At 29.9% G+C, this 26,793-nt stretch carries 24 protein-coding genes and 1 pseudogene; 6 read left to right on the forward strand and 19 right to left on the reverse strand.

Going from position 1 to position 26,793, the window contains the following annotated elements; translation table 11 throughout:
* Positions 1–43: 43 nt before the first annotated feature.
* From IPK18_03100 to IPK18_03135, 8 genes and pseudogenes are all read right to left on the reverse strand, one after another.
* Positions 44–1,848, reverse strand: a pseudogene (locus IPK18_03100) (cbb3-type cytochrome c oxidase subunit I).
* A gap of 29 nt (positions 1,849–1,877) precedes the next feature.
* A complete protein-coding gene (locus tag IPK18_03105; protein QQR98530.1) occupies positions 1,878–3,368 on the reverse strand; it encodes an OmpA family protein in 1,491 nt (496 codons plus the stop codon).
* Positions 3,369–3,388: 20 nt separating this feature from the next.
* The gene (locus IPK18_03110) at positions 3,389–4,729 is read right to left on the reverse strand and encodes a hypothetical protein (protein QQR98531.1); all 1,341 of its coding nucleotides are present in this window, start codon (positions 4,727–4,729) and stop codon (positions 3,389–3,391) included.
* 25 nt (positions 4,730–4,754) lie between these two features.
* A complete protein-coding gene (locus IPK18_03115; protein ID QQR98532.1) occupies positions 4,755–5,357 on the reverse strand; it encodes a cytochrome c in 603 nt (200 codons plus the stop codon).
* Positions 5,358–5,359: 2 nt separating this feature from the next.
* A complete protein-coding gene (locus tag IPK18_03120) occupies positions 5,360–5,881 on the reverse strand; it encodes a DUF3341 domain-containing protein (protein QQR98533.1) in 522 nt (173 codons plus the stop codon).
* Positions 5,882–5,901: 20 nt separating this feature from the next.
* Positions 5,902–7,347, reverse strand: coding sequence for a polysulfide reductase NrfD (gene nrfD / locus IPK18_03125; protein ID QQR98534.1), 1,446 nt, complete (start codon positions 7,345–7,347; stop codon positions 5,902–5,904).
* A gap of 30 nt (positions 7,348–7,377) precedes the next feature.
* Positions 7,378–10,404: a TAT-variant-translocated molybdopterin oxidoreductase gene (locus IPK18_03130; protein QQR98535.1), complete on the reverse strand. Its 3,027-nt coding sequence runs from the start codon at positions 10,402–10,404 to the stop codon at positions 7,378–7,380.
* 31 nt (positions 10,405–10,435) lie between these two features.
* Positions 10,436–11,725, reverse strand: coding sequence for a c-type cytochrome (locus IPK18_03135; GenBank protein ID QQR98536.1), 1,290 nt, complete (start codon positions 11,723–11,725; stop codon positions 10,436–10,438).
* A gap of 269 nt (positions 11,726–11,994) precedes the next feature.
* On the opposite strand from IPK18_03135, the gene rsmG reads away from it, so the two are divergent.
* Both rsmG and IPK18_03145 read left to right on the forward strand, forming a co-directional pair.
* Complete coding sequence (gene rsmG / locus IPK18_03140) at positions 11,995–12,597, forward strand: 16S rRNA (guanine(527)-N(7))-methyltransferase RsmG (GenBank protein ID QQR98537.1); 603 nt, start codon at positions 11,995–11,997, stop codon at positions 12,595–12,597.
* Between the two features lie 18 nt (positions 12,598–12,615).
* Positions 12,616–13,635, forward strand: a complete 1,020-nt coding sequence (locus IPK18_03145; GenBank protein QQR98538.1) for a metal-dependent hydrolase — start codon at positions 12,616–12,618, stop codon at positions 13,633–13,635.
* 5 nt (positions 13,636–13,640) lie between these two features.
* Here the strand turns inward: IPK18_03145 and IPK18_03150 are convergent, their stop codons facing one another.
* A complete protein-coding gene (locus tag IPK18_03150) occupies positions 13,641–14,597 on the reverse strand; it encodes a VWA domain-containing protein (protein ID QQR98539.1) in 957 nt (318 codons plus the stop codon).
* 65 nt (positions 14,598–14,662) lie between these two features.
* Here IPK18_03150 and IPK18_03155 point away from each other — a divergent pair, with 65 nt between their 5' ends.
* The 3 genes from IPK18_03155 to IPK18_03165 all read left to right on the forward strand — a co-directional run bounded on the left by IPK18_03155 (position 14,663) and on the right by IPK18_03165 (position 16,653).
* Complete coding sequence (locus IPK18_03155; protein QQR98540.1) at positions 14,663–15,406, forward strand: phosphatase PAP2 family protein; 744 nt, start codon at positions 14,663–14,665, stop codon at positions 15,404–15,406.
* Positions 15,407–15,471: 65 nt separating this feature from the next.
* Positions 15,472–15,729: a DUF1232 domain-containing protein gene (locus IPK18_03160; protein QQR98541.1), complete on the forward strand. Its 258-nt coding sequence runs from the start codon at positions 15,472–15,474 to the stop codon at positions 15,727–15,729.
* A 78-nt stretch (positions 15,730–15,807) separates the two neighbouring features.
* Positions 15,808–16,653, forward strand: coding sequence for a hypothetical protein (locus IPK18_03165; GenBank protein ID QQR98542.1), 846 nt, complete (start codon positions 15,808–15,810; stop codon positions 16,651–16,653).
* Positions 16,654–16,734: 81 nt separating this feature from the next.
* Here IPK18_03165 and IPK18_03170 read toward each other — a convergent pair whose 3' ends face one another.
* The 7 genes from IPK18_03170 to IPK18_03200 all read right to left on the reverse strand — a co-directional run bounded on the left by IPK18_03170 (position 16,735) and on the right by IPK18_03200 (position 21,113).
* A complete protein-coding gene (locus IPK18_03170) occupies positions 16,735–16,914 on the reverse strand; it encodes a hypothetical protein (GenBank protein QQR98543.1) in 180 nt (59 codons plus the stop codon).
* 132 nt (positions 16,915–17,046) lie between these two features.
* A complete protein-coding gene (locus IPK18_03175; GenBank protein QQR98544.1) occupies positions 17,047–17,229 on the reverse strand; it encodes a hypothetical protein in 183 nt (60 codons plus the stop codon).
* A 103-nt stretch (positions 17,230–17,332) separates the two neighbouring features.
* Positions 17,333–18,826 carry a glycerol kinase GlpK gene (glpK, locus tag IPK18_03180; GenBank protein QQR98545.1) on the reverse strand — a complete coding sequence of 498 codons (1,494 nt, stop codon included), beginning with the start codon at positions 18,824–18,826 and terminating at the stop codon, positions 17,333–17,335.
* A 7-nt stretch (positions 18,827–18,833) separates the two neighbouring features.
* Positions 18,834–19,490 carry a YdcF family protein gene (locus IPK18_03185; GenBank protein ID QQR98546.1) on the reverse strand — a complete coding sequence of 219 codons (657 nt, stop codon included), beginning with the start codon at positions 19,488–19,490 and terminating at the stop codon, positions 18,834–18,836.
* Positions 19,490–20,272 carry a hypothetical protein gene (locus IPK18_03190; protein ID QQR98547.1) on the reverse strand — a complete coding sequence of 261 codons (783 nt, stop codon included), beginning with the start codon at positions 20,270–20,272 and terminating at the stop codon, positions 19,490–19,492. The genes IPK18_03185 and IPK18_03190 overlap by 1 nt, the downstream gene beginning before the upstream one ends.
* A gap of 57 nt (positions 20,273–20,329) precedes the next feature.
* Entirely contained in the window at positions 20,330–20,548 is a 219-nt protein-coding gene (locus IPK18_03195) for a hypothetical protein (GenBank protein QQR98548.1), read from the reverse strand.
* A gap of 46 nt (positions 20,549–20,594) precedes the next feature.
* Positions 20,595–21,113, reverse strand: a complete 519-nt coding sequence (locus IPK18_03200; GenBank protein ID QQR98549.1) for a phosphoribosyltransferase — start codon at positions 21,111–21,113, stop codon at positions 20,595–20,597.
* A 79-nt stretch (positions 21,114–21,192) separates the two neighbouring features.
* Here IPK18_03200 and IPK18_03205 point away from each other — a divergent pair, with 79 nt between their 5' ends.
* Positions 21,193–21,585, forward strand: a complete 393-nt coding sequence (locus IPK18_03205) for an acyl-CoA thioesterase (GenBank protein QQR98550.1) — start codon at positions 21,193–21,195, stop codon at positions 21,583–21,585.
* On the opposite strand, the gene IPK18_03210 is transcribed toward IPK18_03205, so the two are convergent.
* From IPK18_03210 to IPK18_03220, 3 genes are all read right to left on the reverse strand, one after another.
* Positions 21,582–23,147, reverse strand: a complete 1,566-nt coding sequence (locus IPK18_03210) for a hypothetical protein (protein ID QQR98551.1) — start codon at positions 23,145–23,147, stop codon at positions 21,582–21,584. The genes IPK18_03205 and IPK18_03210 overlap by 4 nt on opposite strands.
* Positions 23,134–24,729 carry a hypothetical protein gene (locus tag IPK18_03215; GenBank protein QQR98552.1) on the reverse strand — a complete coding sequence of 532 codons (1,596 nt, stop codon included), beginning with the start codon at positions 24,727–24,729 and terminating at the stop codon, positions 23,134–23,136. The genes IPK18_03210 and IPK18_03215 overlap by 14 nt, the downstream gene beginning before the upstream one ends.
* Before the next feature lie 108 nt (positions 24,730–24,837).
* Positions 24,838–26,481 (reverse strand): T9SS type A sorting domain-containing protein, encoded by a 1,644-nt coding sequence (locus tag IPK18_03220; protein QQR98553.1) that lies wholly within the window; start codon positions 26,479–26,481, stop codon positions 24,838–24,840.
* Between the last annotated feature and the right edge of the window lie 312 nt (positions 26,482–26,793).

Genomic DNA, 26,793 nt, shown 5'->3' on the forward strand with positions numbered 1-26,793 from the left:
ACGATTGTATGTCTTAATATTATTGTTCAAAATTACAATTTAATTAGTGATGAACTTTTTGATTTTGCTCTTCAGGAGTTAAAGGTGTAGTTTGTGGTATATAATCTTCTTGTGCACCTGGTTTGCTATAATCATATGGCCAACGATATACAGTTGGTAATTCTCCATCCCAGTTTCCATGAATTCCTTCAATTGGAGAAGTCCACTCTAAAGTATTAGCTTTCCAAGGATTTTGTTCAGATTTTCTACCTTTGTACATACTATAGAAGAAATTTACAATAAATAATAGCTGTGCCATAAATACTGCAATTGTTGCAATAGTCATTACAACATTCAAATCACTATATTGAGAAAATGATTCGAATTCGTTGAAATGATAATATCTTCTTGGAATACCCGCCAAACCCATAAAGTGCATTGGCCAAAATATTAGATAAGATCCAACGAAAGTAATAACGAAGTGTATATATGCTAAAGTTGAATTCATATGTCTTCCAAACATTCTTGGAAACCAATGATAAACACCGGCAAACATACCAAAGAAAGCAGCAATACCCATAACTATATGAAAGTGTGCTACAACAAAGTATGTATCGTGTAATCTAATATCAATAACTGAGTTTCCTAACCAAATACCAGTTAACCCACCAGAGATAAACATAGAAACAAATCCAATTGCAAATATAGATGCTGGATTAATATGTATATTACCTTTCCATAATGTTGTTAACCAGTTAAATACTTTAACAGCAGAAGGAATTGCAATTAATAATGTAAAGAATGTAAATACACCACCTACAAATGGATTCATACCTGTCATGAACATGTGATGCGCCCAAACGATAAATCCTAGTACTGTAATACCTAATATTGAAAATATCATTGCTTTGTATCCAAAGATTGGTTTTCTAGAGTGTACTGCTAAAATTTCAGACACCATACCCATTGCTGGTAATATGATAATATATACTTCTGGGTGACCTAAGAACCAGAATAAGTGTTGGAATAAAATTGGACTACCACCAGAATACGGAAGTGGATTACCACCTATTACTATATTAGATAAGTAAAAACTTGTACCTAAACTTCTATCAAAGATTAACAATACTGCTGCAGACAATAATACTGGGAATGATAACAAACCAATAATTGCAGTAAATAACAATGCCCATACAGTTAATGGCATTCTGTACATTGTCATTCCTTTTGTACGCATGTTTAGTATTGTAGAAATATAATTTAAACCACCCATTAATGTTGATGCAATAAATAATGCCATTGCGATTAACCAAAGTGACATACCTGCTCCTGAACCAGGAGATGCCTGTGGTAATGCACTTAATGGTGGATATATTGTCCATCCAGCTGATGCTCCACCAGTTTTAACAAACATTGATAAGAACATTACAACACCTGCTAAAATAAAAAACCAAAAAGATAGTGCATTCATTAATGGTGAAGCCATATCTCTAGCACCAATTTGTATGGAATTAAGATATTAGCAAATGTACCACTCAAACTTGCTGTTAATACAAAAAATACCATGATAGTTCCATGCATTGTAATTAACATATAATAAGTTTCTGGATTTAATTTACCATCTGAATACCAGTTACTGAATATTGATTCTAAAATTGGGAAATTAGCGTCTGGCCATGCTAATTGCATTCTAAATATAACTGACATAAAGCCACCTATAATTGCCCACACCATGCCTGCAATCAAGAATTGCTTGCCAATTGTTTTGTGATCTAAACTAAATATATACTTTGATAAGAATGTCTCCGTATGATGATGACCATGGTCGTTATGTACATCAACATTATGTTCTAAAGCAGTCGTAGCCATATTATTCTATATTTTAATTTTTAATTTAATTATTTTTTAGTTACTCTAACATCAATCCTTCTGTTCTGTTGTCTTCCTTCATCTGTATCATTAGATGCTACTGGATGCTCTTGGCCATATCCTTCTGCTTTTAATCTATTTTTATCTACACCTAATTTTACTAATTCATTCATTACATTGTTTGCTCTATCAGATGATAATTTTAGATTATCTTCTGGTTTGCCAACATTGTCTGTGTAACCACCAAGTTTTAACTCAACATTTGGGAATGCTTTTAATATTTCTGCTATGTTCTTTAATTGTACTTGAGATGATGATTTTAATGTAGCTTTTCCAGTTTCAAATAAAAGTCTATCAAAAGAAAACCATAAGTCTTTAGAAACTTGTTTATCAGAATTGATAAATTCTACTAATTTATTTTCAACACCACCAACATTTGCACCAACAAGTTCAAAATTAGTTGGTAGTTTAAAACTAAAAGCACTGTTTGCGTCTGAAGTACCAGCATTTTCAGTTAATGCTGTTTCTGTATTTATTCCTTTTTCTGCTAAAGCAGGTTTTACTACTGTTTCATAGTATGATTTTTGTTCACTTAACCATGTTTTATATTCGCTTTCAGATACAATTCTTACTTTTTTCTTCATGTTATAATGCCCACTACCACAAAGTTGGTTACAAGTCATCACATAGTCAAACTTAGGATTATTAGTTTTTACTCTCATTTCTTCTGTGGTGATAGTTGGAGTGAACCAGAATTTTGTTGGAATACCTGGAACTGCATCCATCATTACTCTAAACTCAGGTAAATAAAAGTTATGTATTACATCAAGTGCTGCAATGTGAACTAAAACTGGTTTATTAACTGGAAGCACAATTTCATCTACAAGCATATCATCATGACTTGCTTTATTTCCCCAATTTACACCTAATTCATTATCAGGATTTACTAATGTAAAGTCTCTGATTCCTAATTTATTATCAGCACCAGGATATCTTAAAACCCAGCCAAATTGTTTTGCAGTTGCTTCAATTGTAATTGCTTCTGTTGGCGCTGGAGAAAAAATCTTTAACCATTTTTGTAAACCCATTCCAACTAATACTGTTAGTACAATTGCAGGAATAATCGTCCAAATAATTTCTAACTTATTATTATCTGAGAAAAATGTTGCTTTTCTATCTTTTCTATAGTGAAATTTATATACAAAATAGAATAATAAAAACTGTGTCACGACAAACACTAGTCCAGTAAATCCTAAAGTAATGTACATAATATCATCAATCCAAACACCTTGTTCAGATGCTGAAACTGGCAATAGTTTATCTGTACTTAATGCAGAAGCTACTACTGAGTATATTAAAGTTGCAAAACCAACAATAGACAAATACAACGCACCTTTTGAGTGATTATTCTTATCTCCATCTTTTTTGAATGTATCAATCAGTTCTGATGTTTTACTAATTTGCAAAACTACTACGAATAGTAATACAATGATTAATAGTGCTAATAATAAGGTTGACATTTTTTAAATTTGATATATTATTAAATATGAAGATTATAACTTTCTTTTACGTATGGATGAGTAGAAGACTCTAGATCTGTAACTTTTGATAATGAGTACAAAGTAACAAATGCAAACAAACTACCCATAATTAATAATGCGCCTAAACTAATTAATCCGAAGCCTCCATTTGGTACTAATGGTGGTCCAATCATTAAATAGAAATCCATCCAGTGACCTAATATAATAACAACAGCCATAAACTTTGTAACATTTGGATTTCTTTTTGAGTTTCTTCTCATTAAGATAAAAAATGGTAAAATAAAGTTTATAACTAATGTAGCATGGAATAAAATTCCATAATTATCTAATTGTCTTCTATTAATAAAGAATGTAGTTTCTTCTGGTATGTTACCGTACCAAATTAACATATATTGAGCGAAAAACAAATAAGTCCAGAATACACTAATTGCAAACATAAGTTTTGCGATATCATGTGTGTGATTTTCATTTACTCTTGGAAGTAAGTTTTTAGATTTTAGATGATAGATTATTAATAGAACTATTGAGAACATTGTTACTGCAGCACTTGCCATAGTGTACCATGGAAATAATGTGCTATACCAATGTGGTTGAATTGACATTGACCAGTCCCAAGTAGCAAATGTAGAGATAACGAATGCTATTAATACAATTGCAGTTGCAGAAATTGCTCTACTTTTAGAGAATAATTTCATAGATGGATTTGAATCTTGTTGAGTTAAATTTTTCCACCATGCAAATGCAATACCACCAGCTGCTAAAACTTGAATAGCAAAGAAAGCCCAAAATCTTGGCATGTTTAGATAATCTCTTTTCATTGCTAAAATTGGATCAAACGTGTCAGAATCTTTAATGTATAAATATTCATGTGTCCATTCAAATAAATCATGTCTGAATAACAAAAATGCTAAGAATAGAAATCCTAAGAATATAAATATGTTTCTAGATATTGCCAATGGAATTTTTTGAATTTGAATTTGCCATCCACCCCAAGCTATCGTAGCTGCAGATATGAAGAACAAAGCTGTCAATGCAATATAAAATCCGAATAAAAATAAAGAATAAAAGTTAGCTAATAACTTAGATTTTAAAGTAATTGGTTTTTCATGATGTCCACCCGAATGCGCATCTTGTCCATGTTCATCAGCGTGTACATTTTGAGCATGTGCATCAGTTGCATCATGATGTTCAGCTGCTGTTTGGTGAGTTCCATGTGCATCAGCAGATTTTGATGATTTTAATGCATTCATGCCAATTCCTAACAAAAGTATCAATACACCAATTACGAATGTAATTAATATTTTAGATTTCGTGCCAGATTCAAAAGTATATGTATTCATTATAATTTAATAAATTATGATAAAATTAATTAGTTTTAGTACTATCAGATGTTGTAGTATTTGCTGATGCAGATGATGCACCTTGTAATGACTTAACATAAGAAATTACTAACCATCTTTCTTTGTGATTTAATTGAGAAGCATAAGAACCCATCAAACCTTTGCCATACATTACAGAATGATACATTTGTCCTTCTGGTAAAGTTGCTAAAGCACCTGATAAATATGATGGTGGTGGTAGAAATTTACCAATTTGTACTAAATGACCTTGTCCATCACCAGCTTCACCATGACAAATTGCACAGTTTATATTATATAATTTCTTTCCATTACCATCCATTTCTTCTTTAGTAAATGTAAAAGGGTTTTTGTTTGTAGCAGCTTGAGTATAACCTTCTGGTGTGTTTTCAAATGGATAAATATATTTTCCTAATGCAACACTACCTTTTGGTGGCAATTGATTTGTTTTGCCATCTTTAAATATTGGGTTTTCAGAACCTGCTTCGTAAGCTGTACTATGTACCATGTCAGGCATATACTCTCTACCTGGTTTTTTAGAGCTTCTAATGCAAGAAGTTAATGCCACAGCTAGGATAATAATTGATATGTATATATATTTATTTTTCATTTTTATATTTCTTTTTGATATACTTCAACAGCACCTTCGTTTTTTAATAAATCAGAAATAGCATTTGTATCTTGTGAGCCATCTATTTCGAAAGTAAGTGCAAACATATGATCTGTCGTTCTTTCATCTATAATTGTTGGCTTTTTACCTGGATATAACTTACATAGGTAATAAAATGACACTACCATGCCTATTGCTGCAAATAATACTGTATGTTCAAATATAATTGGAACGTAAGCCATTAAACCCCAATATGGTTTACCACCAAATATTGTTGGATAGTTAAAATAATTCACAAATGTAATCATAGAAAGTGCTACTGTCAGACCTGTTGCTCCAAAGAAAAATCCAGCAGTATGTAGCCTTGTCGGTTCTACATCCATTGCGTGCTCTATACCATGTACTGGGAATGGCGTAAAACAATCGGTAATCTTGTACCCTTGTTTTCGTATGTTTTTGATTGCATGTAATAATACATCATCATCATCAAACATACCAACTAAATATTTTTTTGTATCGCTCATAATTAAAAAGCTATAATAATTTATTTATATTCTAACAATTCTTGTTCATTAACTTGTTTATATACTTCTTGTTCTTTTACCTCTTCAAGTTGTCCTTTTCTATATTGATTCCCTGAGATTTTAAGTATAGATTTTATTTCTGCAATAGCAACAACTGGGAAGAATCTACAGAACATTAAGAATAATGTCATAAATATACCCATTGTACCAATGTAAATTCCCATTTCTATCCATGTTGGAGAATAATACAACCAACTTGATGGTAAATAATCTCTATGTAATGATATAACTATAATCACAAATCGTTCAAACCACATACCTATGTTTACTAGTATTGACATAACAAATGTAACTTTAATACTTCTTCTGAATTTTCTAAACCAGAATACTTGTGGAGAAACTAGGTTACAGAACATCATTGTCCAATATGCCCATGCATATGTAGAACCGAACGCTCTTGTTGCAAATTGGAATTGCTCATATTGATTAGAAGAATACCATGCTGTAAATAACTCTGTTAGATATGCAATACCTACCATTGTACCTGTAAGCAATAATATTTTATTCATTGATTCTATATGTGCTAAAGTGATATAATCTTCTAATTTCATGATATATCTAGCAATAATCATCAATGTTAATACCATTGCGAAGCCAGAGAAGATAGCACCTGCAACGAAATATGGAGGCAAAATTGTTGTATGCCATCCTGGAATTACTGAAGTTGCGAAGTCAAAAGATACGATTGTATGTACTGATAATACTAATGGAGTAGATAAACCAGCTAAGATTAATGAAAGTGATTCCCATCTTTCCCAATGTTTTACACTACCTACCCATCCAAAACTTAATAAATTATAGAAATTCCATCTTCCTTTTGTTTTTGAACGGTCTCTTATTGTTGCGAAATCTGGAACTAAACCAGTATACCAGAATAATAATGAAACTGTGAAATAAGTAGAGATTGCAAATACGTCCCATAATAATGGAGAAGTGAAGTTTACCCAAAGTGGTCCTCTTGTATTTGGATATGGGAAGATAAACATTGCATCCCAAACTCTACCCATGTGAAATACTGGGAATAAACCAGCACAAACTACGGCAAATATTGTCATCGCTTCTGCAGCTCTATTCACACCTGTACGCCATTTTTGACGAAATAATAATAAGATAGCAGAGATTAGTGTACCTGCGTGACCAATACCAATCCACCAAACGAAGTTTGTGATATCCCATGCCCAACCTACTGTTTTATTTGCACCCCAAGAACCTATACCAAAAACTACTTCCCATGCAATACAAAATATGCCGAATGTAGCGACGATTGCAGAAACTGTAGTCCAAAATATCCATCTTGGTTGCAATTGACCTGTTGTTGAACGAACTATATCTGTGGTAATATCTTTATAAGTCTTATTACCTGTAATTAATGGTTCTCTAAGTGGTGATTCAAAATGACTTGCCATATTAGCTTTCTTATATAATTTTTATAAATATTATCCTTCTTGTTCTATAAATCCTCTTTGAGGAGCTTCGTCTTTATTTCTAATTTTTGTTTGATATCCAACGTGTGCTAAGAAATGTTGTTCTTCAAATAAGAAATAATTTCTACCTGAATCAAATATCTTAGATACTTGGCTATCATTATCATTCATATCTCCAAAAACAATAGCATTTGTAGAACAAGCTGTTTGACATGCTGTTTTTATCTCTCCATCTGCTAATTTTCTGTTCTCTTTTTTAGCATTTAATTTTCCTTCTTGTATTCTTTGAGTACAGAAGCTACATTTTTCAATTACACCTCTTGTTCTTGCTACTACATCTGGATTAAGTATCATTCTTGTTAAAGAATCAAACATATAACCTTTAGTTTCAGCACCACCCCAACCTGGTGTACCATCATTAAACTCACCAAACATATCATTACCTTGATAGTCTAACCAGTTAAATCTTCTTACTTTGAATGGGCAGTTATTTGCACAATACCTTGTACCAATACATCTATTGTATGCCATTTGGTTAACACCTTCTGTACTGTGGTTTGTTGCATTTACTGGACAAACATTTTCACATGGTGCATTATCGCAATGTTGACACATCATTGGTTGGAAAGAAACATCTGGATTGTCTGGATTCCCATTATAGTATCTATCAATTCTTAACCAATGCATTTCTTGACTACGGAATACTTGTCTTCTACCTACAACTGGTACGTTATTTTCAATATTACATGCAACAACACAAGCTCCACATCCAGTACATGCATTCATATCTACTGACATTCCCCAGTGATGTCCTGGGAATTTAGGTGTAGGATACATAGTAACCATATGTTTTAATATGTCTGCTCTATCCTCATTACCTGCATGATCATCTTTAATATAAGAACTTAAGTTAGTTTCTTTCACTACCATCCCACGATATTTTAGTGGTTTGCCTGGTAATGAAACATCTTCCATTAATGAATGGTATGTTTGATTTAAACCTAGATTATATGTTTTTCCTGTTAATTCAAAAGTTGCGTTATCTAATGAATATTTGTTGTCTTTTAATACTCCATAAACATTTGCACCAACTCCTGAACCTACATTTCCTGCTTTCTCTCTTCCATATCCTAGTGCTATTGCAAGTGTATTTTGTGCTTGACCAAATTGAACAACCACAGGTAATTCAAATGATTTTCCGCTTACAGTAACTTTTGCTACAGGAACCTTTTTGTCTGAAGGCATTGCATCAATACCTTTTTCTTTTGCAAAAGTATAAGGTACTAAAATATAATTATCCCAAGTTGCTTTAGAAATTGGGTCTGGCATTTCTTGTAAGAATGGATTGTTTGCTAATTTTCCATCTCCAATTCCCACTTTCTCATAGAAAATAACTTCTAATCCTTTTGATGATTGTGGTGCAGTTATTGAAATAGTAGATGATAATGATGAACCACCAACACCTGTTGTTTTATCTACAAAACCTTTTTGTAATGCTGATGCATAATCTGTACCTGCTATACTTGCTATTTCGCTTTGTACTAATGTGTCTATTGTTGAGTTATCACCCGACCAAGTTAATAAAGAAGCTGCTTCTTGTCTTGTATCAAATAATGTTGTAATAGTTGGTTGTACAAAACCAAATTGACCATTTTTAGGCTCAACAACATCCCAAGACTCAAGAATATGTGAGTTTGGTGCTATATATGTACAATATTGTGCAGATTCATCAGCTCTATCTGCTGTTGAAACAGAAAGTGTTGCTTTTTGTAATGCATTTTTAAATACATCACCACTTGCAGTATCGTAAACTGGATTTGCTCCAAGAAGTATAATTCCTGAGTAAGCACCTGCTTTTAAATCAGCAACTAATGTTTTTAATTCTTCGTCATTACCTTGTTTGTAATTTAAGGTATTATTTGTGTCTATTGTAGTTCCAAAATTAGTTAAAGAAGCATTAATTCCATTAATTAATGATTGGATTTCTGCATCATTAGTTCCAGAAACAACAATACTTTTTCCTTTATTTGCTAATAATTCTTTGGCAACTTTATCAACTCCTGCATCAACCTCTTTGTTAATACTTTTTGCAGCTGCAACGCTTCCGCCAATTTTGTTATATAGATTAATTAATGCTTGTTTTTCTTCAGAAGGTTTAATTGGGTATTTGTAGTCTGCACTTGCTCCAGTAATTGTCATTGTTGATTGGAACTGGAAATGTTTAGACATTTTAGGATTACTTTTTGAAGGAACTCTATTAACTACATATTTTGATGAGTTTTCAACTGGGTTCATCCAAGTACCTAAGAAATCACAATTAAAACCTACAATTACATCTGCTTTATCAAATTGATATGTTGGAATAATTCCACCAGATGCTTTTCTAATTGCATATTGAGATATTGCGTCGTAAGCAACTACAGTAGTATTAGGATATGTAGTTTTAAATTTTTCAATAGCTTTTTTAGTAATTGTAGATAATACTGTATTGGTAACTATAACTACTTTTTCATTACTATTTTTAATTTTATCTAATTTCTCAACAATTTCTGCATCAAATTCTTTCCACCCAGCTTTCTCATTTTTTCTTAATGGATTGTGTAATCTAGTTACATCATACAATCCAAGTAACATTGCTTGAGCTCTTGCATTTGTACCACCATTTGCTGTTGAGCTAGGATTACCTTCTACTTTAATAGGTCTTCCTTCTCTATTTTTAACCAAAACACTGCAAAATTCACCTGAATCGAAATATGATGTAGCAAAATACTCTGCAACACCTGGAACTATTTCAGGCATTTGATTTCTTAAATCAAATGTATATGGAATTGCATGTTTTACTGGAATTTGACATGCTGATGCAACAGCAGCTATAGAAACACTAAAGCCCATTGCTTTAAGAAAATCTCTCCTACTGTGTTCATTTCCTGTTTCTTCCACATTGTCTTCAACATTATTGAACTCATTGGTCACTTTTTCTATATAAGCTGGAGTATTGTTTAATTCCTCTAAGCTAGTCCAATATTTTTTATTACTCATTTATATTGATATTAATAGCGTTCTAAAATAATTAATAATGACATTTTTGGCATTCAGTTCCACCTATATCTTCTACAGTTACATCTGCACGTTTGCCTTTTTTAATCTCATCGTGATATTTTTCAAATACTGAATAATAGTTATTATCAGCGAATTGTACTTTTGTTTCTCTGTGGCAATTGATACACCATCCCATTGATAATGGCGCAAATTGTTCTACAACTTCCATTTCTTCAATCTTTCCATGGCAAGTTTGACATTCAATTTTACCTACTTTCACGTGTTGAGAATGGTTAAAATATACGTGGTCAGGTAGGTTGTGAATTTTTACCCATTCTATATTTTTAGGTGCTCTCACAAATTTACCTTCATCTGGATCCCAACCTGAATATGCATATATTTTCTTAATTTCATCTTTTCCGTATTTTGGTCCTTCTTGAACATATTTATGACAGTTCATACATATTTGTGTTCCTGGAATACTTGCATGTTTACTTTTTTCAACTCCTGTGTGGCAATATTGACATTCAATTTTATTTTGGCCAACGTGAAGTGCATGTGAGAACCTAATTGGTTGTTCTGGTGCGTATCCTTGAGAACGACCTAAATCAATAGCACCTTTTGCAATATTAAAAATCAATAAGATTACTACTATTATGATAGCAATTGAAGTTAATTTTTTGATTGCTGGTTTGAAAGAAGTTTCTGATACTGTTTCACCTTTTGATTCACTTACAACTCTATTAAGTTTATTTGTTATATTGAACAATACAACTGCTAATACTAGTAGTAATACAAATAATCCTATTAATATTACATTTGAGTTTGATTTTGTTTCTGTTGTTCCTGCAGTATCGCCTGTTGCTGTAGTTGCTGCTCCGCCAGCTGGTGCGCCTGGATCTATACCTGCTTGTTTTCCTTTAACATAAATAAATATATTTTTTATCTGGTCATCAGATAAAGTTGGGAAAGCTTGCATTACGCTCTTAGCATTGTCATTAAATATCTTATTTGCATAAGGATGTCCAGATTTGATTAATGATTGTGAGTTTTTTACCCAAGCAATTAAGTTTTCTTCGGTATCCCATCTGCTCCAAACATCAGCTAATGCTGGACCAATCACTTTTCTATCTACTGCGTGGCAAGCTGTACAGTTAGCTTTAAATACATCCATTCCTTCCTTTGCTTTCTCCATCATAGCTGCATCATCAGCTTTAAGGTCTGGCACTGTTACAGCAGCTTTTAAGCTAATATTTACAGAAAAGAATAATGCAATTAATACTACAAAGCTGTAAATTTTTTGAATATTATTTTTAAGCATCACAAAAAGGCGTTTAATTTTATTGTGGGCAAATATAATATCTGTTAGTTAAAATATGTAATTTTTTGTGAATTTTATTTTATTTAGAATAGATACAAATAGTAATAAGTTATTGAAGTATAATCGTTTAGAAGTATAGCTAAATTTAGTTTTGAAAGAATTTAATAAATGCTTAACAAGTGTTTAAAAAATATTGAATGCTAATAGATAATTAGTTGAATAAAGATTAATTTCTAATTATATTCTATAATTTTGTCAAAAATTTTATTTTGGACATTATCCATAAATATTTCCCACAATTAACGAAACAACAATTTGAACATTTTGTTCAATTAAAAGAATTATATTTTGACTGGAATCAGAAAATAAATGTGATATCTAGGAAAGATATGGACAATTTCTACGAAAGGCATGTGCTACACAGTTTGAGTATTGCAAATATCTTCAGTTTTTCTGCATCAGATATAATTTTAGATATTGGAACTGGTGGTGGATTTCCTGGAATACCATTGGCAATACTTTTTTCTGATACTGAATTTCATTTAATTGACTCTATTGGGAAAAAAATTACTGTAGTTGATGCTGTTGCAAAATCTTTGAAGTTGGGAAATATAATTACACAATGTGCTAGAGCCGAAAATTATAAATTAGACTACACATACATTGTAACTCGTGCAGTTGCTCCTTCTGAAAAATTAATTGATTGGGCAGGAAGAAGATTAAAAAACAGCAATGGAATTATTGCATTAAAAGGTGGAGATTTGAAAGATGAATTAGATGCAATTGATATAAACTATAAAACTTATGACTTAAGTTCCTATTTTGAAGAATCATTTTTTGATACAAAAAAGATAGTGCATCTATACTACTAAAAATATAATTTACAGAAAATGGATTCAGTTACACAGTTTATTCTAGGTGCAAGTGTTGGAGAAGTATGTCTTGGTAAAAAACTTGGCAACAAAGCACTTTTAATTGGTGGCATTGCAGGCACAATTCCAGATTTAGATGTATTTACACAATGGTTTGTACAATCGCCAGATATATTATTAAGAGTGCATAGAAGTTATAGCCATGCAGCATTTATACAATTGTTTATGGCTATTCCATTTGTATTTTTATCCTATAAAATCTTTAAAAAAGAAATTAGTGTACTTAGGCTTTATGTATTTTGGTATCTAGCATTTTTAACACACACACTGTTAGACTGTTGCACAACATATGGTACACAGTTACTCTTGCCTTTTTCGAATAAATTAGTTGCATTCAATAATGTTGCTGTTGTTGATATATTTTACACATTAATATTTTTAGTTTTATTATTAATATGTTTATTCTTCAAAAGAGATGATAAAAGAAGAATACGATTTGCTTATGCTTCAATTATAATTAGTAGCATCTATTTATTAATGACATTCTACAACAAGCATAAAGCATTTACATTTTTTGAGCAGCAACTAAAAACTAGAAATATTAACTATACTAACTTAAGCGTTTCTCCTACTCTATTTAGTAATTTTTTATGGAACATGATAGCCTATGATGATACTACAATGTATTTGGCAGAATATTCATTACTACAAAAAAATGATAGCATAGATATTATTTCTTACAAAAGGAATACTAATTTATTGGCTAACATAAAAAATACTGAATGTGTGAAAACATTATTGTGGTTTAGTGATGGTAAATATATTGTAGAAGCAAAAGAAAATGACACACTGCAATTTTATGTTACAAAATGGGGACGAACAGATATCACAAAAACAAGCACACAAGGTGCATTGCCATTTTACTATAAATTATATACAGAAAATGGTGCCATTACTTTTAAGCACATCAAGCCAGACAGCAAAGATATTGATAGAAAAAAGATGTTCAATATGTTTGTTGATAGAATTTTACAATAACAATTTTATTGTTTTACTTTTTTAGCTTCATCAAGCATATATTGTTTTGCCATATTAATGTCTTTCAACACAGCAAAACTTCCTTTGCCTTCCTTTGCTAAATTTTCTTGATTTTTTATAACATAAGGAGTTGGATTGCCTAACAAGAATATCGATGTTTTTATATTTTTATTTGAATAAGATGCAATCGTTTTAGAAATTTTTCCATACTCACTTTTGCCTGATGTGAACATTCCATCAGTAAAAATTAGGATTCTATTATTTCCATTTTCAATATAATTTTTTGATGCTGATGTAAAAGCATGTTCTACTGCCAAAGCACCTTGTGTAGTTCCACCAAATTTTATTTTGTCAAATGCTAGAATTATTTTTTGTTTTTCTGAGCCAGAAGTTGCTGGAAGAATTTCTATAATTTTTGTAGAAAATAAAAGTATTGTTATTACATCTTCAGTTCTAAATAATTCGACAATATCTTTAAATCCAGATTTTAAGACATCCATTTTTTCTGATTCATTCATAGATGATGAAATATCAATTAATATTGTCCAATTGTTGCTTGCAAAACCATTTAGTGTAACTGCTGGGTCTTTAATTGTATCAGTAATAATAGTATTAGGTATTTGTACTATTCGTTCTTTTAGACCAAAATTTCTAAGCGCATATTCTTTTACAAAAACGACACCATTTAAGTCATAGTAATCTTTATGTGTAACTTTAATGTAATATTCTTTATCAACATATCGTACTGTTGTTTTAATATTATACTTTCCATTAGCATCAGTTACAGCAGTATATTTATCCATACCAAATTCTATCACTATAGTTGCATTAGCAATTGGAAGATTTGTTTGCAAATCATAAATTTTACCTTCCACATGATTGTTTGGAATAATCTTTTCTTGAGCCAACAAACCTTGACTCATTATCAATAATAATACAAAAGCAGTGTATAATTTTTTCATACGCAAGAAAAGTTAATTACATCAAATGTATGAAAATAGTACAAATATTGTGCTATTTTTGAAACATGGTACGTTCTATTTTATTTAGTATTTGCTTTTTAATGCTGATTTCTGGCTTTGCACAACAAAGCGCACCAGAAACTCAAATGTATAAATATAAATTAGGTGTAGATATTCCAATTCTAAGTATTGGCATTGGAAGTGGTATTGCATCATATATATTATACAAAAAGAAAACACCTATTAGTCTTGAAGAAATCAATGCTTTGAAACCAGAACAAGTCAATAAATTTGATAGAAGTGCTATTTATAGAAACTCAAATGGAGCAAAAATTGCATCTGATGTATTTTACTATAGTGCAAGTTTAGCACCAGCATTATTATTTATTGATAAAAATGTAAGAAAAGATTGGAAATATGTATTGCCAATGTGGGCAGAAGTGTATGGTCTTACTTCTGCATTAACATTATTAACAAAAGAATTAGCGGATAGGAAAAGACCATATGTCTACAATCAAAACATATCTGCAGAAAGCAAGATAAGTAAAAGTTCAACAGCATCATTCTTTTCAGGACATACAAGTGTAGTTGCTGCCAACACATTTTTTATTGCTAAGGTATATTCTGATTATCATCCAGATTCAAAATTTAAACCATTGATGTGGACTGGAGCTGCATTAGTGCCAGCCATCACTGGATTGTGTAGATATGGTGCCGGAAAACATTTTTTTACTGATATCTTAGTTGGATATGCAGTTGGAGCAGCCATTGGTGTTTTAGTACCACACTTACATAAAGTAAGAAAATAAAACATTTTAGTTTAAAACTTGGTACGATTTATGTAATGTAATAGGTAACCAAACTTATTAAACAAATGAAAATTTTTAAAGACATTACGGTAATTGGAGCTGCTATTTTAGCTATCATTTACATTATTAATCCTACAGCAGGCTTTGTAGAATTTATTCCTGATAATTTTCCGATTATAGGAAATCTAGATGAAGCTGGCGCAGTGCTTATCATTGTATCTGCATTCAGGTACTTTGGTGTAGAACTAGCAGATTTATTTAATTCTAAGGAAAAAGTAAAGAAAGAAGATAGAAATGTTATCAAAATAGAAAAAGTAAAGTAATACAGCTGTATGTATTGTAAAACCTCTGATCAATTTCAGAGGTTTTTTTATAAAATTTATTAACTTTAAGAAAAAAGCATGAAAAAGAATATCCTAATCTTGATGTTGCTATTGAGTACAATAACATTTGTACAAGCACAAAAAAATGACAATAAGAAATCTAAAGATATTGATGAATTATTTGAAAACTTTGACAATGAACTATTGGGTAAAAATATGAGTTCTATGTTGCAACAAATCCAAGAAAGTCAGAATAATGTGAAATATGATAAAAGCTATACTTTCAACTTACATTCAAAAGTTAAAAGTGATATTACATCTAACGGAAAAACGGAATCTAATATTATAGGATTTTATTCATCAGATCAGGCAAGTATGATGAAACCAGAAAGTTCTAATACTAAACATAGTGAAGATATCAGTATCATTTTTGATAATAAAAATAAAACTATCATCACGATTGATGAGCAAGAAAAGAGTGGAATGGCTATGAGTCTTGATGGAATTGGAAATATTATGAAACAATTTGGGTCGATGTACCAGAAAGAAGATGCGGAGCAAGAAAAACCAAATTATTCGATAACTAAAACTGGAAAAACGAAAACGATATTAGGTTATAGTTGTTCTGAATATTTAATCATTAGTAATGATAAAGATGAAAATACAGAAAGTAGCGTTTGGGTATCAAAAGATACAAAGATCATTCATTATAATATTATGAATGCATTAGGAAAAGATATGATAGAAAAGAGCAACACCTATAAAAATCAACTCAATGGTGCTGTATTGGAAATGCATTCTAAAAATTTAAAAACAGGCAATACTTATGATATGACTGTAATTGAACTCAATCAGAAAAGTATAAGCAAAGATTTATCTAACTATAAAATTACAAGTGGGTTTGATTTTAATGCAGAAGATTGATATAACCTAAGATAGAATTGATATAAAACAGAAACGCCTCAAACAATGTTTGAGGCGTTCTTATTCTGAAAGCAGAATAAATTAGTGAGCTTGTACTGTAGAGTCGATAACAGCAACGTTAGAGTCAACTGTTTCAACAACTTCATCTGCAACTTCTTCTGTTGTTTCTACTACTTCGTCAGTAGCTTCTTCTGCTTGTTTGCACGCTTGTACTCCTACAAATAATGTAGCAGCAGCAAATAATACGAATAATTTTTTCATTTTTAAAAATTGATTTGGTTGATGCAAATATAGTGTGTAAAATGATATATGCTGTAGAAAAGTTGTTAAAAAATGTAAAAAAAAAACCTCAAACATAATGTTTGAGGTTTTATCTTTAGTTGCAAACTAATATTAGTGAGCAGATACTGTTGAATCAACAGCTTGAACTGTAGAATCTACAGTTGCTACTGGCTCTTCAATAACTTCTTCAGTTGTTTCTTCTACTACTTCTTCAGTTGGCTCTTCAGCTGGTTTGCACGCTTGTACTCCTACAAATAATGTAGCAGCAGCAAATAATACGAATAATTTTTTCATTTCTTAATTTTTTAATTTAGTTTAAAATTCAATGCAAATATAAATAAGTGTATTTTATTTTTGGTAAACTCATTTATTAAATAATCATTAGATTTATTTTACTTTAATCCAAATCCCAATCTTTGGTTCTTTCAACTGCTTTTTTCCAACCTTTAATTAGTTTTAGTCTTCTTTCGTTATTCATTTTAGGTTTAAAACATGTATCTATTTTTTTGGTAGATTTTATTTTATCAATTGTAAAAAATCCAGTGTATAAGCCTGCAAAAAATGCTGCGCCAAGTGCAGTAGATTCAATAATTACTGGTCGCTCTACATCTTCTTCTATAATATCTGCTTGAAATTGCATTAAAAGATTATTGGCACATGCACCACCATCTACTCTTAATGTTTTTAACTCAAGTGTGGCATCTTTCTGCATGGCTTCAAGTATATCATTTGTTTGATAGGCTAATGACTCTAAAGTTGCTCTGATAAAATGTGTTTTTTCTGTTCCTCTTGTCAAACCAAAAACTGCACCTTTGGCGTACATATTCCAATATGGTGCACCCAAACCAACAAATGCTGGCACTACATAAACGCCACCTGTGTCATCTACTTTTAGTGCGTATTGTTCTGAGTCTGGTGCTGATTCTATAATTTTTAATCCATCACGTAGCCATTGTATTGCTGCGCCTGCAATAAATACACTACCTTCGAGTGCATATGTAATGGTATTATCAATTCCCCAAGCTATTGTTGTAATTAATCCAAATTGAGATTGTACCATTTTATTTCCTGTATTCATCAACATAAAACATCCAGTGCCATAGGTATTTTTTGCTGTGCCTTCTTCAAAACATGCTTGGCCAAATAGTGCGCTTTGTTGATCGCCTGCAACGCCTGTAATTGGAATTTCTTCATTGAAGAAAACATCTGGATCTGTGGTACCATAATTGTCTGATGAATTGAGTACTTTAGGTAAAATAGACATTGGCACATCTATTTCCATACAAAGGTTTTCATCCCATTTTAGTTCTTTAATATTATATATTAATGTTCTTGATGCATTTGTAAAATCTGTTGCATGTGTTTTGCCTTTAGTCAAATTCCAAATTAGCCAAGTATCTACAGTACAAAAAAGTAGTTTGCCAAGATGTGCTTTTTCTCTTGCATTTTCTACATTGTCTAATATCCAATTTATTTTTGTTCCTGAAAAATATGCGTCAATTACTAATCCTGTATTTTCTCTTACATATTCTTCTAGATTCCTTGCTTTTAGCTCATCGCAAAAACCGGCTGTTCTTCTGTCTTGCCAAACAATTGCATTATAAATTGGTTTTCCTGTTTCCTTGTCCCAAACAATTGTTGTTTCTCTTTGGTTGGTGATGCCTATTGCTTCAATCTCTGATGGTTTTATATTTGCCTTTGCAACTACTTCCTTTGCTGTATCTAGTTGTGTTTGCCAAATTTCTTCTGGGTTGTGTTCTACCCAACCTGGTTTTGGATAAATTTGTGTAAATTCTTTCTGTGCTACTGCAACTATTTTTGCATCTGCATCAAAGAGTATTGCTCTTGAGCTTGTTGTACCTTGGTCTAATGCTAAAATGTATTTCTTCATATAATCATTATTTTATTATGATTGGATCACCTAAAAAATGTGCTTCTGTATTTAAAATATATAAGTCTAAAAATAATTTTACTCTTGCCAATTTTTCTCTGAAGAAATTATAAATTCCTCTATTTGGATCAACATCGTGTGCATTGAATGCAATAGCATCTAAATTAAATTTATTGGCAATAACTAATGCTCGTTTGTTGTGAAATTCTTGAGATATGATGGTTACTTTATTTTGTTTAAACACTTTTTTGCAACGTATTACTGAGTCGTGTGTTCTAAATCCTGCAAAATCTAAATATAATACAGAATCTGGTACGCCTAATGCTAAAAATGCTTGTCTAAAATCTTCTGGTTCGTTGTATCCATGCCAGCCATTATCTCCACTAATTAATATTCTATCTATTTTTTTATTTTTCCAAAGTAAGTATGCTGCATCTAATCTGTGTTGCCAAAATGGATTGATGGTTACTTTATCTTTTAGTGTTTTGCACGTACCCAGTAGTAATCCAACTCTATTGTATGGTATTGAATCTACATTACTATATAATTTGTGGTTAGAAAATTGTTCAACTTTGTTATTACAAAAAATTATTATAGCAATAAGTAGTAAAAAAGATGGAATGTATAAATAGATAAATAGTTTTTTGCTAAAAATTTTCTTCATTATTTTATTTTATAGAAATATTTTAATTGTGTTGATAATGGCATTGATGCATATTTGAAGAAATTAGATTTATAATCTACATTATTTTTTTCTAGCAAACGAACTAAGTTGACACCTGTTGCACCAAAATAATGTTTTGCATCTGTTATTGATGTATAGTCTTTGGCAGTATTAATACTATAGCCATCATATATATTTTCTTTTTTATAATATTTATCGTTGGTTAATAGATATTCATTAACTGGAATTTTAGCAAAATTTTCTTTTAAGATGGCATCAATATATAGTGCTGTGCCTTCTAGTTTTTCCCATATTTCTTCTATTGGTCCTATTGTAATTTTCTTTTGCTTATAGAATTCAGATCTTCTTTTGGTTCTTGTTTTAAGAAATTCTGTAAAGTATTTTTTTTCTTCTTCTATTGATTTTGCATTTATCGCTTTTAATAACAAATCATTTTCTTTAATCAATGAATCTTTAAAGCTCCAATTGTTTTCATAGATGCTTTGCATACTATCTTTAGTAAGCATTCTATTTTGTTTGATGAAAGAATTTAGGTAATTGTAGATGGCAGTTTCTTTGAACTGATATTGATGGTATAACTCATGAAATACGCTTGTAGCCCAATCTTGTGTATGTACTAATTCTGGTTGTAATTCTGCTGATATTTCTGGTGAGCTACAAAATAAAATAGGCAACATATAGTTGATATTTTTCTTATTTCCATCTTCTGTTTCAAAGACTGTTTCTATGATATATGTTGGCACATCGTATGGTGTTGCCAATTTTAAAACATTATAATCATATTTATTATTTATTATTTTATACTTAGATACTTTATCTCAAACACTTGGTTCTGGATTGATGAAATAAGCATTGGAATCTGAAAAATAAACCGTGGTACCTACAAACTCATTTGCTGCAAAATCTTTCCAAAATAGATTACCTGCAAATCTTCTAAGGTCATTTAAGTATTTAATTCTTTCTATGATTAAAACTTCCTTTTCTGTTGGTTCTATTAAATCATCAATAGAAATGTTGTTATTTTGCGCAAAGCTCATTGAACAAAATATGGACAAAAGCATTGTACAAAATGTATTTGTTATTTTAGAATAGATATGCATTTTCAATTTCATTTTCAATAAATTTTACAATTATATGTTCGTTGAATGTTGTTGCCATTTGTAAGCCAACAATATCTGATTGAATTGGAAATTTTTTGTGCGTTCTATCTATCAACACACAAGTAATAATTTGTTTGATATTGAAATTTACCAACTTTTTAAAAGCATAGAACATTGTCTTTCCTGTATTTGCTACATCATCAACTACAACGATAACTTTATCTTGTAGATTTTCTACCATCGATAATTGTATTTCTTCAGAAAGTGGATTTTGTTTGTTGATGTACAATGATGCTAATTCTATTTTCTTATTGGTATCATATTTATGAATAATGCTTTTAAGTTTTTCTGCCAAAATAAATCCACCATCTGCAATACCTAATAGGACAACTTCATTGGTATGAAATGTTTTTTCTAGAATTTGAAATGCAATTCTATCTAGTTTTAACAACGCAACTTTCTTGTCTAAAATAATCTGAGCGTTTTTAGGAATAATCATCATTCAAATATATCTAAAGTTTTAGGATAATTCAATAAGAATTGGCGAATATCTTAGTATTTTTGTGTTATAAATTGCAAAAATGACTGTAGAAGAAAGAATACAACTATCAGAAACACATATTTTTAAAGCTGTATTTCCAAATACAACTAATCATTATGACACCTTATTTGGTGGAACGGCTATGCAACTCATGGACGAAGTGGCTTTTATAACTGCAACTCGATTTGCAAGAATGAAAATGGTTACGGTTTCATCTGATAGGATAGATTTTAAAAAACCGATTCCAAGTGGAACAATTATTGAATTGATAGGAAAAGTGACAAAAGTTGGCAATACAAGTGTGCATATTTTGGTTGAAATATTTATCGAAGAGATGAATTCTTACAAAAGAGAAAAAGCAATAAGTGGTGAGTTTGTTTTTGTGGCAGTTGATGAAAACAAACAACCTACAAAAATTAAATTCATAGATTAGTCATTCACTTTATAATTATTTAAGTATTGAAATGTGAGAAAATCTTTAGGCGTGATTTTGAAATTATCGTGATGAATTTTTGCTTTATCTAGTGCTTCAATAATTTCTATTTTATATTTTGAATTATTTTTTACATAAAAAAACATTGCATATTTATTATTTTGAGCAGTAGTAAATTTATACAAATATGTATAATTAGAATTTGGTTCTGAAATATATTGATATATCTTACCTACGTTTGTAATGTCTTTATGAATAGTTTCTTCGTTGAAAAAGCCAGACAAAATTAATAAGTCTGCATCCATTTTATCAAAATATGCTCTATCAATATGTTTGGTAGACAGATACACATCTGCTAAACCGTAAGGATCATAACATTTTGTGTTTGCCAAATATGGTAAAACACCAGCATCGCCCATCAATACTTTTATTTTATTATTTTTTAGTGCCGCAATCTGATTTCCTGTATTAAAATGTGTTTTGTGCATGTATGCTGTAAAAAGCATATTTTCTTTTATGGTTCCAAATTGCAATGGTGTTTTGTCTGTAAATCCTTTGTAGACAATTAATGCTATAAAAACTAACATTACAATATGGACTTTTTTATTGATTTTTTCAGATGCTTTTTGCGCTAACATAATTAATGCAAAAATTATTGCTGGATAAAATAATTGAAATGCAAAACGATTGGCATAATTCATCAATAAAGCTGATGTGCCATAAAATGCATAGTACACAAACAAGACTGTGAGTATAAAATAGAATGCTAGTTTATTTTGTTTCTTTACTTGAAATAACAGAAATATTAGTAAAAACAAATATTGCCAAGCTGTGTATGTGTTAAACAATATTCCTAAAAAACCCATGTTGTTTCCAATAGATTTGTGATAGAAAGACAATGGCAATAAAAGTCCAAAATATTTGTATCTCAGAATAAAATATATTCCACCAATTAATGCAAAAAGTATCAAGGTTGGAAAGTATATTTTTCTGTTGTTTTTAAAAAAAACATAAACAAATATAAACATCGAAAAAACTGCGCCTTCTGGTCTTGTAAGTGGAAATAGCAATGCCAATAACCAAAGTTTTGATTGTTGTTTGTTAGAGAAATCTTCTTTGTATAAAATTGAGAATGTTTCAATTAATAAATAGAACCAAAATATAGTTTCTAAGCCTGCGTAAATGTGTACGTGTGTGTGCCAATTGGCAACTACAAAGAAAATAATAAACCAAGCATATTTTTTATTATCAACTAAAGCATAAATTCTTCTTAGAATCAGCAGAAAAAAAATAAAGGTGAAAATTTTGAAAAATATTTGTGGTTGTATATTTAATAATGGTGGAAACACAGATAGAATCATATATGTAAAACTGGTATATGCTTCTATTCTTTCATTGTCAGCATTCCAGTTCCAAATACCATGATGAATAAGATTATAACCATAACGAAAACATATATATGAATCATCTACAGTAGTTTGGAAGAACAAAACTATACCTACTAGAATTGCAAGTACAACAAAAAATTTAGTTGATTTTATTAATATATTATTTTGAGTCATGAGTTAGTAATTCGTTTTTAAGTATAAGATAGCCATTTTTGTCTTTTAATTGTATTTTTTGCCAACCTAAATTTTGGTAGTTATTCATGAAAAAATGAAACTGCGAATCTGTTTGGTGCTGTTTGGCATCTATGATTGCATCAGAGACATACAACATATCAATATTTTGTTGTACGATAATTGAATCGTAAAATGGTTTTTTCATAAAATATGGATATCCTTTAAAATTTTTCCCTAAGTAGACTGGAAGAATTTCAAAAGAAAGAAAATTAGTTATGCTATCAATTTTTAGATTTCTAATTGTTTGAATGTAAGGTAAATAATTTGGTTTAGTGTATGTATAAAAATTATTGTATCTCTTGTATTTTGAAACATGTGGTGTGCACGCAAATACAATGACGATAGCTATTATAGCATAAATTAAATTTATATTTTTTTGTGTTTGAAATAAATCTTTAAATGGTGAAAGCAGTATGTAAATTAGATAGATAATAAATACAACTTGCATAATATAATAATGCTCACGTGGATAGATAACAAACGATGCCAACAATGATGGTAATGCAAAAACTGCTGCGAAATACAAAAACAAGTATTCATCAATTATCTTTTGTTTTAATGCTTGAATATATTTTTTCGTTCCAAGTTTTATTACCAATAAAACAAATACAACAACAAATAACACATATTTGAATATAAAATTAAATTTGAATATTGATTTTGGCAAAAATAATTCTGTCGTAAAATCTAAAGTTTGTTGTAAATAATGTTTTACATTATATAACACATGTTTTGTTGTTTCTTTTGGATTGGCTTTGTACATGTCTTGCAAATTCTTGCTTTCTCCAAATTGCTTTTTAAATGTTTCTTCCCAATTTATAAATTCTTTTCGTTCTTCGTTATTCCATCTTATAGTATTGAATTTGTAATGCTGTCCAAGAGCAAAATATAGTCGTCCTGTATTTTGTGTTGGCGATTTCCAAATTAAAAACATACCTAGAAAAACGAGCGCAAATATTCCTAAAATAGATTTTTCGAGGAAAGAGATATTGATATGTAGTTCTTGTTTTTTTACTTTTTTATAAATAACAAGCACAAGCAACAACAATAAAATTAGATAACTTGCTACATTTAATTCTGGTCGCACATAGCTCAATATTTTTAGAAAGAAAAAAGCAAATGCTAAAAAAACAATTGGCTTCTGTTTGTATCTGTATGTAAATATTAGAAATACAAAACAGGCAAAAATACTATAATGTGCAGTACGTGCCCACCAATCGAATGCAGCAATATAGGTAGATATAAATAGTAACCAACTAGATAATAGTGCAACAACAAACGATACTTTTCTGCTTCTTAGAAAATAAAAAATAGCAACTGCTGGCAACCATGTTAGTGTGATTATAAAAAAATAATGTAGCTGAATAAAATCTGGAACAATCTGAAATACTATTTTATAACTTAATATGTATAATGGTCCATATCCACCTGGATATATTAATGGATTAAAGTTTAGCAATTCCATGTATCCAGTTTCATCTACCATAGAAATATCTAGAAACTGAGTGTACTTTCTAAACATTAAATAAAGAAATACTAAAGATATTGGAAAGTATAGCAGGTTTTTTACTTTTGAATTCAACTTCATTTATCAAAATTACAAAGAGCAGTAAAGATATGTAAAATCTATCTATTTCTGCAAGATAATCTTTCTTGTATGTATCGTGTTATTATATTTCATTTTTATAAAATATATTCCATTGTCAAAATTATTTATAAATATGCAATATTTATATTGGTCTATTTTATTTATTTTTATTTCAATATTTCTACCATCTAAAGTATACATTTCTATATCTTTTATATTTATTAATTCTTTCGATTCTAAAAATAAATTATCCTTAGTTGGATTTGGATACACAACAATATCTAAATAAAAATGATTGTCTATTATACTTGTGATAGTAGTGTCAGTTATTGTTGTATCATTAATTGTTGTATCATTTACAGTAGTATCAATTGGAAAAACAATAATACTATCTATATTTTGTGGTGTACATGTGATATTTGAATTACAATTCTTTAGAATCTGAGGAAAAAAATCATTGCAAGATGCTGGTATAATATCATTCCAAGGTTTTGTATTTAGACTTAAAACTGGTATTTCGGAACATAATTTATTGTTAGAACTTGATATATCATCAAATAAAGCTCCATCGTTTATGTATCTATTAAAATAATTTGAGTTGCAGTAACTTAAGCATCCATTGTGTGGTGTGATAATTTTATGTACTTTATTTTTATATGTATTATAAATTGAGTTATAAATAAATCTCATCAAATCTGGAATGTGCAATGGTAGAATACCAGAATTAATATTTAGGTTAGCTAAATCATTTGTTAGTAGCACGCTATGACCAACACCTCTTGCTTCAATAAAATAATAGCTATTTGGTTTATATAAACCAATACTGTCTAATCTTTCTACAATGGCAGCACTTCCAAATGATTTTGTTTGATAAGGTTCGCACAAAAGTGGTGCGTTATAGTATGGTACTAAATAATCATGTGTACCATGATATAAAAACAATGGTTTATTTTCGTCACAATTAATAAAATTCAAGTCAGTAATTCCGCCCATATATGCAAAAGCACTTTTTATGTTTGAGTTATATTTAGATATATCAATATAGTTTGTATCTGTCAAAAAAATGGTTGAGAAGTATGGCATATAATCATGCTTTGATGCATATATTTTAGATAATGTGGTGCCTCCACCTAAACTCAATCCACCTAAAATAATTTTGGAAGTATCTATTTTAAATCTTGTGCTATTATTTATTAAAAACTTTAATGCCAATGTAACATCCATTGTATTAGAAAATAATTCTCTATTACTATATCTTGAGTTATACAAAGGTCCATTTACACTATCCGCAGTTTTTGATATATCTAAATTTGTAAAAACATTTACCCAACTACTTTTATATCTTGCATCAAATCTATAATCGATATTTGCAACTACAAATCCTTTTTTTACAAATTCATCCGCAAGGTATTTATATATTGGTGCAGACTTAGAAGATTTTGCACCATGTGCAATAATAATTAAAGGAAATGTTTTATTTGTTACATCATTTTCTATGCTGTCTGGAATATATATATCCATTCTTGGAGATACATTTGTATGAGTATATGGCATTAAGATATTTGGTATTAAAAACATTCCATCATTAGGATTTAGAATGGGTACATGCTGAGCATAAATGGTATCTAATATTTTCTTGTAGGTTCTAAAAGTACACAACTGTTGAGCATCTATTGTATTTATCATTATTGTAAATAACAACACAATAGCAATTTTATATTTCATTCTTAAAAATTTATAATTTTATAATATCTATTGAGTACAATATTATAATCAAATAAATTAAAAATGAATTATAAATAATTCTATTTGTCAATAAAAAAAGTCATAAAAATGTTTAAATATTAAGAACATACTTAAAATAATTAATTGATATTATCAATAAAATATGGAAATTATTAAATTATTTCAAGAATAAAAAAAGGCGTTTGTCAATAAAATATAGAAATATCAAGGTAGAAAATAAATAAAACAATTGATAATAAATAGAAAAATAGT

Source organism: Sphingobacteriales bacterium, from assembly GCA_016699615.1.
Lineage (GTDB): Bacteria > Bacteroidota > Bacteroidia > Chitinophagales > JADIYW01 > JADJSS01.